The organism is Bradyrhizobium sp. SZCCHNRI2009, assembly GCF_032485115.1.
Taxonomy (GTDB): Bacteria; Pseudomonadota; Alphaproteobacteria; order Rhizobiales; family Xanthobacteraceae; genus Bradyrhizobium.
In genome coordinates this window covers 516,845-531,914 of the sequence record NZ_JAUEUH010000004.1, presented here as the reverse complement: position 1 = coordinate 531,914, position 15,070 = coordinate 516,845, and the positions used below count along the sequence as shown (strand labels likewise).

The 15,070-nt window shown below is 65.0% G+C and carries 16 protein-coding genes; 8 read left to right on the top strand and 8 right to left on the bottom strand.

Translation table 11 applies throughout. The annotated features are described in order from the left end of the window. Window positions 1-10 precede the first annotated feature (10 nt). Window positions 11-1,066, bottom strand: a complete 1,056-nt coding sequence (locus tag QX041_RS17750) for a hypothetical protein (protein ID WP_315825140.1) — start codon at window positions 1,064-1,066, stop codon at window positions 11-13. A 231-nt stretch (window positions 1,067-1,297) separates the two neighbouring features. Between QX041_RS17750 and bamA the strand changes: the two genes are divergently transcribed. Continuing rightward, window positions 1,298-3,619, top strand: coding sequence for an outer membrane protein assembly factor BamA (gene bamA / locus QX041_RS17745; protein ID WP_316166113.1), 2,322 nt, complete (start codon window positions 1,298-1,300; stop codon window positions 3,617-3,619). A 36-nt stretch (window positions 3,620-3,655) separates the two neighbouring features. Here bamA and QX041_RS17740 read toward each other — a convergent pair whose 3' ends face one another. After that, window positions 3,656-4,072, bottom strand: a complete 417-nt coding sequence (locus tag QX041_RS17740; protein ID WP_316166112.1) for a hypothetical protein — start codon at window positions 4,070-4,072, stop codon at window positions 3,656-3,658. A 250-nt stretch (window positions 4,073-4,322) separates the two neighbouring features. On the opposite strand from QX041_RS17740, the gene QX041_RS17735 reads away from it, so the two are divergent. Continuing rightward, window positions 4,323-4,679, top strand: coding sequence for a hypothetical protein (locus tag QX041_RS17735; RefSeq protein WP_316166111.1), 357 nt, complete (start codon window positions 4,323-4,325; stop codon window positions 4,677-4,679). A 68-nt stretch (window positions 4,680-4,747) separates the two neighbouring features. Here QX041_RS17735 and QX041_RS17730 read toward each other — a convergent pair whose 3' ends face one another. Both QX041_RS17730 and QX041_RS17725 read right to left on the bottom strand, forming a co-directional pair. Next, window positions 4,748-5,347 (bottom strand): DUF6456 domain-containing protein, encoded by a 600-nt coding sequence (locus QX041_RS17730; RefSeq protein ID WP_316166110.1) that lies wholly within the window; start codon window positions 5,345-5,347, stop codon window positions 4,748-4,750. A 52-nt stretch (window positions 5,348-5,399) separates the two neighbouring features. Then, window positions 5,400-5,930 (bottom strand): GcrA family cell cycle regulator, encoded by a 531-nt coding sequence (locus QX041_RS17725; RefSeq protein WP_315825144.1) that lies wholly within the window; start codon window positions 5,928-5,930, stop codon window positions 5,400-5,402. Window positions 5,931-6,080: 150 nt separating this feature from the next. Between QX041_RS17725 and QX041_RS17720 the strand changes: the two genes are divergently transcribed. The 3 genes from QX041_RS17720 to QX041_RS17710 all read left to right on the top strand — a co-directional run bounded on the left by QX041_RS17720 (window position 6,081) and on the right by QX041_RS17710 (window position 9,127). Further along, entirely contained in the window at window positions 6,081-6,698 is a 618-nt protein-coding gene (locus QX041_RS17720; protein ID WP_315713004.1) for a helix-turn-helix transcriptional regulator, read from the top strand. Between the two features lie 945 nt (window positions 6,699-7,643). After that, window positions 7,644-8,633 (top strand): hypothetical protein, encoded by a 990-nt coding sequence (locus QX041_RS17715; RefSeq protein ID WP_316166108.1) that lies wholly within the window; start codon window positions 7,644-7,646, stop codon window positions 8,631-8,633. A 218-nt stretch (window positions 8,634-8,851) separates the two neighbouring features. Next, on the top strand, window positions 8,852-9,127 hold the full coding sequence (locus QX041_RS17710; protein ID WP_315713008.1) for a hypothetical protein: 276 nt from the start codon (window positions 8,852-8,854) through the stop codon (window positions 9,125-9,127). Window positions 9,128-9,177: 50 nt separating this feature from the next. Here the strand turns inward: QX041_RS17710 and QX041_RS17705 are convergent, their stop codons facing one another. Next, window positions 9,178-10,152, bottom strand: a complete 975-nt coding sequence (locus QX041_RS17705) for a quinone oxidoreductase (protein WP_315752890.1) — start codon at window positions 10,150-10,152, stop codon at window positions 9,178-9,180. Window positions 10,153-10,363: 211 nt separating this feature from the next. Between QX041_RS17705 and QX041_RS17700 the strand changes: the two genes are divergently transcribed. The 3 genes from QX041_RS17700 (at window position 10,364) to QX041_RS17690 (ending at window position 12,638) form a co-directional block, all read left to right on the top strand. Then, window positions 10,364-10,624, top strand: coding sequence for a hypothetical protein (locus QX041_RS17700; RefSeq protein ID WP_315825146.1), 261 nt, complete (start codon window positions 10,364-10,366; stop codon window positions 10,622-10,624). Window positions 10,625-10,801: 177 nt separating this feature from the next. Next, complete coding sequence (locus QX041_RS17695; protein WP_315713012.1) at window positions 10,802-11,125, top strand: multidrug efflux SMR transporter; 324 nt, start codon at window positions 10,802-10,804, stop codon at window positions 11,123-11,125. Between the two features lie 1,291 nt (window positions 11,126-12,416). Next, on the top strand, window positions 12,417-12,638 hold the full coding sequence (locus QX041_RS17690) for a hypothetical protein (RefSeq protein ID WP_315713638.1): 222 nt from the start codon (window positions 12,417-12,419) through the stop codon (window positions 12,636-12,638). 47 nt (window positions 12,639-12,685) lie between these two features. Here QX041_RS17690 and QX041_RS17685 read toward each other — a convergent pair whose 3' ends face one another. From QX041_RS17685 to QX041_RS17675, 3 genes are read right to left on the bottom strand one after another with little or no spacing between them, the layout of a single operon-like run. Then, complete coding sequence (locus tag QX041_RS17685) at window positions 12,686-13,297, bottom strand: pyridoxamine 5'-phosphate oxidase family protein (RefSeq protein ID WP_315713014.1); 612 nt, start codon at window positions 13,295-13,297, stop codon at window positions 12,686-12,688. Then, window positions 13,275-13,916, bottom strand: coding sequence for a phosphonate metabolism protein/1,5-bisphosphokinase (PRPP-forming) PhnN (gene phnN, locus QX041_RS17680; RefSeq protein ID WP_315825147.1), 642 nt, complete (start codon window positions 13,914-13,916; stop codon window positions 13,275-13,277). The genes QX041_RS17685 and phnN overlap by 23 nt, the downstream gene beginning before the upstream one ends. Next, a complete protein-coding gene (locus QX041_RS17675; protein ID WP_316166107.1) occupies window positions 13,913-15,070 on the bottom strand; it encodes an alpha-D-ribose 1-methylphosphonate 5-triphosphate diphosphatase in 1,158 nt (385 codons plus the stop codon). Before QX041_RS17675 ends, phnN begins: the two co-directional genes overlap by 4 nt.

Genomic DNA, 15,070 nt, shown 5'->3' with positions numbered 1-15,070 from the left:
CACCGAGGGCCTATTGCTGCTTCTCCCAGAACGAGAGCAGGCCCTGGGAGGCCGAGCCGCCGATCACGCAAGGGATGCCGACGGCGACCTGCCCCAGCGCGGCGGCCGAGACACAACCGAGCGCAAGGGCGCCGACGCCGAGCTGTCCCCAGAAATCCATGTTGCGCCGGGCGTCAGAGCCCCTGGTCTTCAGCTCCTCGACGGCGGCGACGGCATCCTTGCGGACGGCGCCGAGCTGCACCGTATCGGCGGCCTCAACCACCTCCCTGAGCGGCTCCTTGACCGGTCCCGACTGCCGCGCCAGCTCCTCCCGGAGATAGTCGCGCAGGCTGGCATCGCGCACCGAATAGCTGGCAAGCGTATAGCGCGCCATGCTGCCGATCGTCAGCTTGTCGACCGTGTCGCGGCTCTTCGACCACGGCAGCATCTGCACGATGCGCTGGATCGGTACGCGCGAGCCGGTTGCGAAGTAATAACCCCAGAGGATGTCGAGCAGATCCTGGTGGGTCGCGTAGCTGAGCCGCGTGTCGAGCTTGCGCTCCTCCTTCTTGAACGGATTCTGCGTCAATGCGCCACGCAGCTTGTCCATCACGCCAGGCTTCGTTTCCTCCAAGGGGATGTCCATCAAGGTCGGCTGTGCGCCGCTCAGATAGCCGTCGATCATCACGCGGCGGCCCGGCATCTTCGGCGCGACCCTGCGCATGAGATTGCGCCAATCCGGCAGACCCGAATAAGCGATGGCACGCACGACCACCCACTCCTCCTCGGGAGGCACGGGAAAGAAGCTGTTGACGAGTTGTTCGGCCTTGGCGGGATTGGAGCCGATCGCCCCCGCGATGAAGCCGAGATAGATGCCCGCGTTCTCCGGCTCCTTGAACGTCTGCGAATGAAACAGCACCCGGACCGCCGCCGGCACATGGGCGTAGTCGGGTTTGGTGCGATAGTTGTAGATCCAATTCTGGACGACACCGAGCGACGCGCGTGGGTCGATCTCTGGGACGACCGCAGCAGCAAGGGCTGATTGAACGAAAGTGCAAGCGATGAGGGCCAAGGCGATCGCGCGCATGGTCTGCTCCCGACAAACGTTCGCCGCATCAGCATCTGCTGGCGCGTACGGATGAGGACGATGCTGCACGTCGTTTGAATCGACTCTGCGTCGATTCTGCGGCCGCGCCCAGTTCCCTGCTGGCCACCCTTCGCAGGCGTGATCGCAGGCCCCCGAGTCTCCACGGCCTCGACATGATTTGGCCGCCCACCGGCTTTTGCATCCCGGCATGACGAGCAGGCAGATGCGCGCATGTTGACCCAAAACAGCCGTCACCGCGGAGACAGCAGATCGCGACACGTCGCATTGATCGTTGCGACGCTGTCGGTGCTGACGTCCGCGCCGCCGGCGGTGGCGGGCGAAGCCCTTGCAGTACAGGGCAATCGGCGCGTCGATGCCGACACCGTGCGATCCTATTTTCGCGCTGACGCCAACGGGCGCTACGACGCCGCCGCGCTCGACGCCGGCTTGAAGGCGCTGGTTGCGAGCGGACTGTTCGACGACGTGAAGATCAGCCGCGCCGACGGACGGACCGTGGTCCGCGTCTCGGAAGCAAAAGTGCTCGATCGCGTCGCCTTCGAAGGTAACAAGAAGGTGAAGGATGCGGAGCTTACGGGCGCGGTGCTATCAAAGCCGCGAGCCGGCCTGCAACGCGCAACTGTCCAGGGCGACGTCGCCCGCATCATCCAGGCGTATCATCGTGCGGGACGCGACGACGTCCGCGTCGTCCCGGAGATCATCGATCGCGGCAACGACCGCGTCGATCTCGTCTTCACCATCACCGAAGGCAGGAAGACGCCGGTCAGGGCGATCAACTTCACGGGCAACCGCGCCTATGGCGCCCGACAATTGCACGCGGTGATCAAGACCTCGGCCACCAACGTGCTGAGCTTCGTGACCGGCGGCAACGTCTACGACGCAGATCGCGTCAACGAGGACCGCGAGCTGCTGCGGCGATATTACCGTGACCACGGCTACGCCGATGCCGAGGTCACGAACGTGAGCGTCGACTATGACGCGGCAAATGGCGGCTACAACCTCACCTTTGCGATCGAGGAAGGCGGACTCTATAAATTCGCCGCAGTCGACGTCTCCTGCAACGTGCAGGGGCTGGCCTGCGACCGCCTGCGCACATTGTTGCTGACGCAGCAGGGCGACACCTTCGACCAGAGCAAGATCGACAAGACCTCGGACGTCCTGACGGCCGAACTTGGCAAGCTCGGCTTTCCGTTTGCGCAGGTCGAGCCCAGGATCGATCGGCATGCGCAGGATCGGCAGGCCGACGTCACCTTCCAGATCGAGCAGGGACGGCGCAGCTATGTCGAGCGCATCGAGATCCACGGCAACACGCGCACGCATGACGACGTGATTCGACGCGAGTTCGACGTCAGCGAGGGCGACGCCTACAACAGGACGCTGATCGACCGCGCCGAACGTCGCCTGCGCAACCTCAACTACTTCAAGACCGTCAAGATCTCGACGCGGCCGGGCTCGGCCAGGGATCGCGTGGTGCTGGATGTCGAGGCAGTCGATCAGGCGACCGGGGACTTCAACGTCTCCGGCGGCTATTCGTCCACGGACGGATTGCTCGCCGAGGTGAAGATCGGCGACCGCAACGTACTCGGCACCGGCAACACTGCGCAGGCCACTTTCACCTACGGGCAGTTCGCGCGAGGCGCCAGCCTGTCCTTCACCTCGCCCTACGCCCTCGGCCGAACGACACCCGGCATGGAGCTGTTCGCGCGACAGAGCATGGTCAGCACACTCCAATCGTTCGGCAGCAACACCTATGGCGGTGCCCTCACCCTGGGCATGCCGGTCAGCGAGCAGACTGCCATGCTGTGGCGCTATTCGCTCTACGACCAAAGGGTGGTGCTCGCGCCGGGGATCTCGCCGGCGGCGGTGTCCCTGCCGGTTCGCCAGGCGGTCGCAGCCGGACGGCAGACGGTGTCCTCGCTCGGCAATACCGTCACCTACAGCTCGCTCGACAACAACAAGGTGCCGACCAGCGGCATTCGTTCGCAGTTGACGCAGGATCTCGCCGGTCTCGGCGGCGACGTTCGCTTCTTACGGACCACGGGCGACGTCCGCTATTATCGGTCGATCAACAGCGACCTGACCGGCATGGTGCGCGCCCAAGGCGGCTATATCACCGGATGGGGCGGCCAGCAGGCGCCGCTGCTCAACAGCTTCTTCGGCGGTCCCACCATGGTGCGCGGCTTCGCGCCGGGCGGCTTTGGGCCGCGCGATCTGACGCCAGGATCGACGATGGACAATGTCGGCGGCAGCCTGTTTTGGGCGACCACGGCGGAGCTGCAGGGCAACATTCCCGGATTGCCGCAGGAATACGGCCTGCGTGCATCGGCCTTCGTCGACGCCGGAACCGTGTTCGGCTATCGCGGCCCGACCCAGAATGTCCAGGTGGCGAACAGGAACGTGCTGCGCTCCTCGGTCGGCGTCGGCATGACCTGGGCATCACCGTTCGGACCGCTTACCGTCGACTACGCGGTCCCGATCAGCAAGGCGGCGCACGACGTCGTGCAGCCGCTCCGTTTCAGCGCCGGCGGCTTCTGAGCCGACACCACAACATGGACGGAGCGCCGCGTCACGTCAGTACGGACTGTAGTAGTAACCGGGCGGCCCGTAGTACGGACGAACATAATATGGCCGCGGTGCGTAGTACACCCGTGGCGGCCCGTAATAGCCGGGTCCGGGATAATAGCCGGGCCCATAGTAATAATAGTCGTCGTGCTGATGCGCGGCGATTGCGCCGATGGTGCCGATCATTGCACCCATGATGGCCAAGCCGGCGGCTGGATTGCCCCTGTAGACGCGGCGATAGCGCCGACGAGCGCTGAGATCGGTCAAATCGCCGGCTGTCGCCGTCGCGACCACCGGCTTGTTGGCCGGACCCGCCGCCCGCTCATGAGCTGACGCCGGCGCGCTTGCCACCACGGCGATGGCCGCGACGGCCGCAATCGCGATTTTTCCACCGGCCGAAGGAGATCGATATTTCCCGCTGAACATGGCATCACCCTTCACTTCACTCGTTCCCAAATACAACATGCCCGGGCGTGCAGCTTGACCTGTGTCAACTCAGGGACCACCCCGGCCGTCCGGCGGCACGTACGCATTCCGCAATCGTGCTTAGACGCGACGTCACGCCCCCTGGTTCAGCCCACCGCCGCATCGATTTCTTCGAACCGACGGCCCCCCGTCGGGAACCAATGGCTGCACACCGACGCCGTCCATCATGCCGTCGGCAACAGGAGTTCTCATGCCTTCCAGACTGACACGCCCATTCTTCAGCGCCGTCGCCGCGCTGGCGCTCACCGCTTCGATGGCGAGCGCCGGGGACAGCGCGACCTCGCTGTTCAAGGTGGTGACCGTCAAGGACGAGATCGTCATCGGTCTCAATAGCGAAGAGCTGGCAACGATCGGCGGGAACGATGCCAGCGCCGTTGCGCGCGCATTGGCGCAGAAAGGCGACCTCTCAGCCTGGCAGTACAACGTTCATCGCGGCCCGAACGGCGAGCTGCAGATGGCACCTTCGGCCAAGATCGGTCTGCTGTCGCATGCCTCGCTGCGCGTCGAGCCCTACAGCACCACTTATGTCGTGACGCCGCATCCCTGAGGGAAAACGATTGTCCGACCGGCGCTCGTACCCGTCGACGACGGAACGAGTGCCGGTCGTACCGGCCGTTAGCTCTCGCCCCGATGGCCCGATCGCACGGCCCCATCGCATTTCCTGGAGACCCTGTCGGTGGACAACCCGTAGACCACGGCCAGCCGGTCCAGGCACTCCTTGAAGCGCCGGGCAAAATAATCATTCCAGCGCTGGCTGGCGAGCCCCCGCTTGTGTCCGACCTGCTCCATGGTCAGGCCGTGCACCAGGACGTCATGGGTGATCGCCGCGCCGTCGGCGCCGAGCTCGCGCTCGGCGCGGTTGAGCCGCAGCACCGCCTGCCTCTGGCCTTCGGTGACCGGCTCACGCCCGCGGGCGCCGTCAACGTGCTCGCGCGAGGGATCGACCGCCTGCGGGCCTCGCTCGGCCCGCTCCCAATCGTTCTGGAACGCCCGTCCGGCCCGGTATTGGGCGTCATCCAGCTGCTTGTGCGCGTGCAGCCGGCCGAGCGGGTCGCTGCGGACCGATCGCAACGCGACGATCTTATCGCCGGGCTCGAGCGCCAGCGGATCGTCGATCTCCACGGGAATCACGTCTGCATTTCGCGGCAGGTCGTGAGCTCTCCGGTCGTGGGTCTTGGACATGCGATGGGGCTTGCTGCGTCTGGGGCGCGCCATGTCTCGTCTCCGGAAAATGGATGGGGTCGGTTCGGGTCGGGTTTGCCGCGCTCTACGCGGCGGCAACCAGCCGCAGGATCAAAGGGCCGGCGGAGCGCACGGCGGCCTCCTCGGGCGGAAGCCGCGTGAGATGGTAGTGCGGCGTGCAGTAGCAGGAGCCGGGCTGGCGCGGATGACCACAAAAGGTGATGGGATCGTCGTCCCGGTCACCGCCATAGGGGTAGCGGCAATCGTTGCGCTCGAGCTGGTCCAGGGACAGCAGGCGCGGGCTGATGCCGACGCAACGCAGCTTGACGGCCGCGGCGGGCTTCGCCGGGGACGGCATCGGCCGCACCGCCGCGTCGGCGCCTCGCCGTCCGGTTCGGGGCGCCGCGGACATCGACCGGGGCGCGGATCGCGCGGCTTTCGGCCCGCCCGGCGCGGCCAGCCCGATCCGCTTGCCGCGGCCAAGCGTCGCGTTCCGCGTATAGGCGGTTCCGAACTGCGCATTGAGGGCGCGCGCGATCTCGGCATAGGACCGCCCCTGGGCATGAAGCTCGCACAGCATCTTGGAATGCTGGTCTGGCCAATCTGTGGATTGCATTCTCGCCTCTTCCTTCTGGGTCGGGGCCGCCGGATCCGCCGGCTCACCCGACGGCCAAATCTTCCGATATTCCGAAGAAAAAGTCAAGCTTGAGTTCTGATTATTCGAAACATATAATCCCTTCCGAGATTCGCAAAAGAGGTCAAAGCCATGTTGGACGTTGCCATGATCGAGCGTGCACTCGAGAAGCCGGGAAAGACGAAAGGAGGGTTGGCCCGCGCCATGGGCGTGCGGCCGGGCGCGGTCTCCGAGATCCTCGGCGGCCAGCGCCTGATCAAGGCGGCCGAGATTCCGCTCATCACGGAATATCTGGAGCTCAATTCCGTCCCCATCATGGGGCGGGTCGGCGCCGGCTCGGTGATCGAGCCGGATTACGAGCAGGTGCCCGTCGAGGGCCTCGGCGAGGTCGCCCTGCCCTTCCCGATCTCCGAGGAGACCATCGCCTTCGAGGTCACGGGCGATTCGATGCTGCCGAAATACGAGAATGGCGACGTGATCGTGGTCTACCGCGAGCAGCGGCACCCGCTGTCGAGCTTCTACGGCGAGGAGGCGGTGGTACGCCTCAAGTCCGGCGAGCGCTACCTGAAGACGATTGAACGCGGCAAATCGCCGTCCGTGGTCAATCTGAAGAGCTTCAACGCCAAGCCGATCGTGGGGGTCAAGCTGGACTGGATCGGCGAGATCTTCGTCACCCTGCCACGCGGCCAGATCTCGCGGATCCGCGCCAAGGCGGCCGCCAAGTCGCGCGCCCGCGCGGCGAACAAGTAAGACTCGACGCCGGATGCAGGGGGAACGCCGCGGCGTTCTCCCTGCATCCCGCCTCCAAGGGAGGGTAGGCCCCGCGCCTGTGGCGCCGTCGTGATCAACAATTCTGAGCGACATATGGGGATGTGCGTCCTTAGCCTCGCGGCGCCCAGGCGTCCGAGTGATACAGTGGTCTCACCCTCTTCAAACGAGAGGGTGCAGGGAAGGCCGGACCTCGACTGAGGCCCGTGGCCCGCCTGCTCAAAAAACGCAGGCGGCAGGTACCACAGGTCCAGCCGGAACGATCCGGCCCTCCCTGCGCGATGGTTTTCACGGCTGCTTCGCGTTCTCCCCGGTGCGCCGGGCTTGTTGGTCACCGTCACCCACGCGGCGCTGTCAGCGCCGGCGCAGGCTTGATACCGGCATCGGGGTATCAGGACCACGCGACTTGACCGTACGAGCCGGTGTTGTTCGTCGGCGCGAATGACCACGCTGCAAACCGGCTCGCCCATCACTCCCCGCCTCCACGTGTCGTGACGACCGCGATACGCCCCTCTCCATGAGGCGGGATGCGCGTAGACAATCATGAATTCTGAAAAAGAGAAAGAAGAATCTTTCGGCCCGGCGGGCCAGACCGGGGCAATGCGTTGAAGCCTCGCCCAAAACAAGCGTTTCCGCACACGTCGTCTGCAGGCGATCGAAGGCCATGAACGGACCATCGTGCGGGCGCATCGACCCTGATTCGCCCGACGGGCGTGACGCCTTGCCACCAGCCGCGCCCGGCGCCCGGATCAGTCCTCGACCCGCAGCTCATCGCGATGGACGTAGCAGTCGGCATTCGGAGGCGGCGGTGGGACAGGCTGGTCTTCCGCTATCTCGGCTCCAAGCGGTGACCCGCCCCGACGATCCACGGGCCGCCAGCGAGCGGACCCGCTGTGCCATCGCGTCATCGCCGACGTCCGGCCGGCGTTGACGACGTCGCGCAAGCGGATTGATCCCGATCAACGACCAGGCGCCGCGCCGGAGCAAACTCATCTTCAACCTGTGGCTGCACAGGCAGGACATGGGGGAAACGCCATCATGGGAAACGCCATGCGGAGATATCTTCTTGCCTTTACCTTGGTGATCGCCGCACTCGGCTTCACGTCGTCGGCGCGTGCGGGATGCTGGCCGAACGAAAACTTCCACCTCGTGTGCTGGCTGGATACCTATGGAACGGCGTGCGAAGCGCACCACGCGCTGACCAGCGTCAGAGCCGTGCTGTATCCAGAGCCGCGCTACTCGTACTATGAATTCGAGGTTTCGCACTGGTGGACGGCCCACAAGACCGTGGCCTGTCCGCCGAATCAAAAGACGACGTTCAGCGGTGTCTGGGACCGGGAAACCGGAAAGGCGGAGGAAACGGCAACCACCGGCATTTCGTCGGTGACGAGGCGAGTCTATTGCAGCAACAATCCCTGGACGGGCCAGGGGCCGCCGACGGTGCCGATCTGCTCATATCCGGCCGATGATCCGAACGTGGGACTGCCCGTCACCTCGGCGATGCTCACGCAAAGCCAGCGAGACGATCTGCTTCGCGTTCAGGAGCCGTTGCATACCCGTTGCCAGCAGATCAAGCCACTCGAGGACGAGGTGTCGTGGCTGAACGGTCGCCCCATCGTCGAGGTGGTCGCGTCCCATCATGAATATCAGAAGCTCGAATGGCATCTGTGGTTCATGGACTTCGGCGAGTTCGGACCGTGGCATGAGGTCGCGGCACCGAAGCCGAAGGGCCCTTTGATCTGGAAGGGCACGACCTATACCGAGCGCCGCATTGCGACATCGAGGCACAGATATTGGCTGAACAAGCCCGGCCGCTGGAAGGTGGTTGCGAAGCCGAAGCCGACCGCGGCGGCGGCGCAGGCGATCCCGATCAGCGTGACCACCGAATGTCCCGGCGCGACGTTCAACGTGCAGTGATGGGCGATGACGCGGTCTTCATGGCGTGCGGGAACATGCTTCCGCACGCCACGTCACATCGCCTGGACTATTTCTGCGGCTGATTCCGGTGTGGTCATGGCCGCGCAGGCTGGGGATGGAGTCGGTGAGGCGAGGATGGACCGAATCAGCCTTGACAAAATTCTGATTTAAAGAAATAATGGAGCGATCACAGTCAGCCGAAGGCGAACCGGCGCTCCATGCAGTATTTCGTCGTGATGATCGACTACGGCCGGCGCGGACGCGAGGCCGTGGTCGATCCCGAGATGACCCGGCGCGACGTCGTTGCGCGCATCGCGTCGGGGGAATATTCGAACGTCAGCTTCATCCACGAGATCGTCGACCGGTCGGTTGCGGACGTCACGGCCGATATCATGTCCGAAGCCGCCCTGCCCGAGATCGATGGGCGGGACGCCGACCTGCAGGCCGCCCGGTCCGATCACCTCCGCGACCTGCGCAAGCACGAGCGGGTTTGACCCGGCTGCGCCGGCCCTATCGGGATCTCGCGACCGGAGGACGCGCCAGATCAGACCAGAAAGACCGTCGAGCCGGTCGTCTTGCGTGCCGCGAGATCGGCGTGAGCCCGGGCCGCCTCCTTGAGCGGATAGGTCTGGTTGACCTCGATCTTTACCGCGCCAGATTTGACCACGTCGAACAGCTCGTTGGCCATCGCGACCAGACTCTCGCGCTTGGCGGCGTAGGTGAACAGCGTCGGCCGGGTCACGAATAGCGATCCCTTCTGGGCGAGCAGCCCGAGATTGAGCGGATCGACCGTGCCGGAGGACTGGCCGAACAGCACCGCGTAGCCGAGCGGCGCGAGGCAATCGAGCGATTTCAGGAACGTGTCCTTGCCGACGGAATCATAGACCACGGGCACCTTCTTGCCGCCGGTGATCTCGCCGACGCGCGCGACGAAGTCCTCCCGCGTATAGATGATGGTGTGCTCGCAGCCGTGGGCCTTGGCCAGCTGCGCCTTGTCATCGCTGGATACGGTGCCGATGACGTGAACGCCGAGATGCTTGGCCCACTGGCTGAGGATGAGGCCGACGCCGCCGGCGGCGGCATGCAGCAGGATGGTCTCGCCCGCCTTGACGCGGTAGGTCTGCCGGATCAGGTACTGGGCGGTCAGGCCCTTGAGCATCATGGCAGCGGCGGTCTTGTCGTCGATCTCGTCGGGCAGTTTCAACAGCAGCGCGGCCGGCATCAGCCGCGCCTCTGAATAGGCGCCGAGCGGCGACGAGCCGTAGGCGACCCGGTCGCCCACCTTCAGGTCCGTCACCCCTTCGCCCAGTTCCTCGATCACACCCGCGCCCTCGCTGCCCAGTCCGCTCGGAAGCTGGACCGGATAGAGCCCGGAACGATTGTAGATGTCGATGAAGTTGAGCCCGACCGCCGTGTGGCGGATACGCGCCTCGCCGGGGCCGGGCTTGCCGACCTCGATCTGCTCCCAAGCGAGAACCTCGGGACCGCCGGTCTTGTGGAAACGAATGGCGTTCGTCATGGGTTATCCTCCCTGTCGGATCGCGCGACGCTGCGCCGCTCGGCCGCGCGCCGGCCCCCCTTGCGGGCCGTTCGAGCTTTGTTTTTCCGCGACCGAACCTCGGTCATCCGTAGCCGCTGTCGGCTCGGTTTGGCAATCGGCTTTGCCAGCCGGCACAGGAACAACGTTCACCGTTCCAGCGTTCATCGGCCATAGCGTGGAGTCCGAGCCCATGCCGCCCAAACGACGCAGCGCAGTAGTCAATCCGGCCATGCTGATCGAGCTGGCCTGCCACACCTTGATGGGCATCGCCATGGGGCTCGGCTTCGCCTTCGGGCTGACCCAACTGGATGCGTTCGGCATCTCGACCCTGATCGCCCACAGTGTCGATCCGCACGCGACGCTCGTGATCTTCGTCGGTGTATTGACGCTGTCCTTTGCTGTCGGCGCAACGCTGACAGGATTCGTATTCACGATGATGGAGGAGAGATAGACCCGACGCGCGCCCAGCTTGTCATATGCGCGTCGCGCAAACCATGCAGATGGACGGCAGGTTCGACCGGCGCGGAGATGACGAAATGGCCGGACTGCTCGGTGCAAGCGATCCGCGGCTTCGCGAGGCCCGCCTCGGATCTGTGGGCGATGTTACACCGTTGGGCGCGCGGCCCTCATGAACGGCTGGCTAGCTCTGTTCGCGGCCGGAGCTCTCGAGATCATCTGGGCGCTTGGCCTGAAGCATTCCGACGGCCTGACGCGCTTCTGGCCCAGCGTCGCCACCGTGATCGCCATTCTGCTCAGCTTCGCGATGATGTCGCTCGCGCTGCGCTCACTGCCGTTTGGCACCGCCTATGCGGTATGGACCGGGATCGGCGCGGCCGGGAGCATCCTCGCCGGCATGATCCTCTACAGCGAGCCGGCGGACCCGACACGGCTGATCTGCCTCACGCTGATCATCACCGGCATGATCGGGTTGAAGCTGAACTCGCCGGTCTGACACCATCGACGACCTCCGGCAGGAGCGCGACAGCTCGACGCTGCCGAACACGACCAGGGCGAGCACAAACGGCAACAGGTGATAGAGCGCGCGGAAGATCAGCAGCGCCGCCAGCAGGCGCTCCTGGTCAACGCCGCCCAGGCCCAGCAGGATCGTTGCGTCGAACAGGCCGATGCCGGCTGGGGCATGGCTGGCAAATCCAAGCAAGGTCGCGGCAATGAAGACCGCCATCAGCCGCGCGAGGTCGATGCCGAGTTCCGGCGGCATGAGGACGTACATTGCCAGCGCCGCGGCGCTGAGCTCGAACAGGCCGACCACGATCTGCAGCAGCACGGCGGGCCCGGACGGCAGTCGAACGGGCCAGCGCGCACTTCGCCGCCCGGGCCAGCTCCACACGACGAAGGCGGCAACGGCGCAAAGCAGTGCCGCGGCAACGAGACGGTTGATCGCCGGCGGCCAATATTCCATCCATCCGAAGGCATCCGGATCGATCATCAAGCTCAGGCCGAGCGCGGTGAGATTTCCGAGCCAGAAGGTCAGGCCGGTCAGGAAGCTGATATTGGCAATGTCGATCGCACCGAGCCGGTACGGCGCGTAGATCCGATATCGCACCAGCGGCGAGACCAGCGCGACCGCACCGATGCCGTGCGCGATCGGGTAGCTCGTGAAGCTGCCGAGCGCGGCGGCGCGATAGGGAATGTCCCGGCGGCCGATCGTCCGCAACGCGAACAGGTCGTAGAGCGTGAGGCTGGCGTAGGAGAGGACGATGAACGCCAGCGCCATCGCGATCAGATGAAGGTCCGTGGCCTCGACGATCGACAGAACATGAGCAAGGTCGAGCTTCTTGACGGCGCGTGCCAGGACATACACGGCCGCAGCTGCAATCGAGAGGCTCAAGGCCAGTCCGCCCAGACTGCGCAACCAGATTCTGCGGTTCGATCGCAGCGGCGGAACGTCGGTCAGGTCAGCCATTCAACGTGTTTCGCTTCAAACATGCGCCGGCCGATTCGAGCAGGACGATGGCGCCGTTTGACACACCGATGTGACAGCGGCGTTACCGTTGTGCGCTGCCCACATGGCTTAATTATCTGTTAACGACGGACGATCGTTCACCGCTACCAACACGGCGAGCTGCAATGCAGCACCACATTCGCGATCATTCAAATTTGAATTAATCGCGGGCGGGTTCGAGCGTAATGACGTGGACCGTATCAGTACGGATGCATGAAGGTCGCATCTTCGTCACGCGGACTTTCTAAGACGAGTGCCGGACGTCAACATTCGAGGCAGCATGAACGCGGAATTCGAACACGAACTCACGCCGGACCAATGGGAGACGCTGAAGGCGCTTCGCATTCCCGCGCGTGAACGCCGCAGGCTGAACGGCATGATTGTCGACGAGCTCACTGCATTTGGACTCGCCTCCATCGACAATGGCGCGGCAACACTCACAATGGCCGGCCGCAAGGTGCTCGTCAGGGGATCCTCACGCCTGCTCGATGTCGCAGCCTGATCTTTAGGAGCGCGGCCTCCCCTTTTTTGAAGAGCCGCGCTCCGAATTCACCACATCGATTTCCGCGCACGCTCGGGCCACTCGCGATCGTACGCCGCGCCGTCGATGTCGTTGGCCGTCATCGCCGCAAGGATCTGTCCCGGCGTAGGCAGTTGCTGCGGGTCGACCCGCTTGTCCGGGTTCCAGAGATCGGCACGAACGATCGCGCGCGCACATTGGAAGTAGATCTCTTCCACCGTCATGACCAGGACGGAGCGCGGCAGCTTGCCTTCCATCCGGAACGACTCCAACAGATCGGGAGCGGTCGACAGGTGACCGTGCCCGTTCACACGCAGCGTGTTGCCAGATCCCGGAATCAGGAACAGCAGCGCGATCCGCGGATCGCGCACGACGTTGCGCAAGGAATCCACGCGATTGTTGCCGCGGCGATCCGGCATCATCAGCGTCTTGTCGTCATGGATGCGGATGAAGCCGGGAAGATCGCCGCGCGGCGAACAGTCGAGACCTTCGGGACCACACGTCGCCAGCGCCACGAAAGGCGACTTCTCGATCATGATCCGGTAGTGCGGCGTCACGCGATCAGCCACCTTCGCCGTCGATGCCAGCCCCGTCTCGCCATAGATCGCCTCGAGCTGCTCAATCGTGGTGATGATCGACATGGCCGCTTCCTCCCTCGGATCCGATCGGTTCTGCGTCGATCGGTCGCTTGATGATGTCCGCCAGCCTGTGACCGTGCGGCTCGGGATCGCCGACATTGACGATCGTGACGTCCGCCGCGGTGTCTTCGCTCACCGCCCGGTGAAGACGCTCACCGATATCGCCGTCACTCGGACGGTGCCGCTTGCCGAGCCGTTCGGCGAGAACATCCGCCGGCGCAGTGATGGCGACGACGATGACGTCGGCATAGTCCCGGCGCGCGGCGGGAATGATCGTTCGCGAGACGTTCACGACCACGATGCGGCCGGCCAGGATGTCATTCTTGATCGCGCGCGGCACGCCGTAGTCGTGTCCGTGGGCCTCCCAATGCAGCGCGAACTCACCGGCGCTGAGCGCCTCACGAAAAGCGGACGCGCTCATCTCGAGATTATCCTCGAAAGCCGAGGCCTCGCGCGTGACGATCCGCCGCGGAAAAACGATCCGGTCGTCGCCAGCGCATTCGCGGCGCGCCACATTGAGCAAGGTGTCCTTGCCCGCGCCGCTCGGCCCGACCACCAGGATCAGGCGGCCGGGACCGAGCTTCGCGGGCGTCTTCGCCGATGCAACCTCGGTTTCGCTCATGCCACCCGCTGTCCTTCCCGCCAGACGCTGCGCACGACCGACAACTGGCCCGCGACATGGACGCGGATCAGGTCCGCACGCTTGCCCACCGCGATCTCGCCGCGATCATGCAGGCCGACGGCGTCCGCAGGGGCCTTGGTGACGGTGCGGACGGCCGCCGCAAGACCGATGGACGGCACCCGCTGCGGCAATTGCAGCGCGCCCATCAGCAGGCTCGACGGGACGTAGTCCGACGACAGAATGTCGAGCAGGCCCTCGTGCGCCAGGTCCACGGCGGCGATATTGCCGGAGTGAGACCCGCCGCGCACCACGTTCGGAGCGCCCATCAGAATGCTGATGCCCGCCTGGTGAAGGCCCCGCGCGGCTTCCATCGTGGTTGGAAACTCCGCGACTGCGATGCCGTCCTTGATTGCATCGGCGACGTTCTCCTCCGTCGTGTCATCGTGACTGGCCAGGGGCACGTCATGGGTCTTCGCCAGTGCAACGATGTCGCGCATGTTCGGCGCCGCATAGGCCTGCTGATAGGCGAAGCGGCGTGCGAACATCACGTCGAGCTCCGCATCGGTCTTGCCGCCGCTCTTGCCGCGATAGTAGTCGCGCAGCTTGCCTTCGTCGCGAAACTGGCGCTGCCCGGGCGTATGATCCATCAGCGACATCAGCCGCACATCCGGACGCCCCGCCAGTTGCCGCGCCTCCTCGACCACGGTCGGCATCGGCACCTCGCAGCGCAGATGCAGGAAGTGATCGGACCGCAGCAGCCCGCCGTCGCGCGCCGTCGCGATCGCTTCCGCGAGCACATTGGCCTGGCCGTCGACGCCCTCGGCGCCCTCCTCGCTCCACACCCGCAGCGAATCCAGCACCGTCGTGATGCCCGCGGTCGCAAGTTGCCCGTCATAGGAAATGACCGCAGCAACGGGATCCCAATAGACCTTGGGGCGGGGCACGAAATGCGCCTCGAGGTGATCGGTGTGCAGTTCGACCAACCCGGGCATCAGCAGGTCGCCGCCGGCATCCAGGCTGCCGGCCGGCGCCGCCCCCTCGCCCAGTTCCGCGATCCGGCCTCCGGCGATCGCCACCCAGCCCTGCTCGACGACCCGGTCGGCGAGGACCAGCCTGGCATTGCCTATCACGAGATCGGACATGTTCGCGCTCAT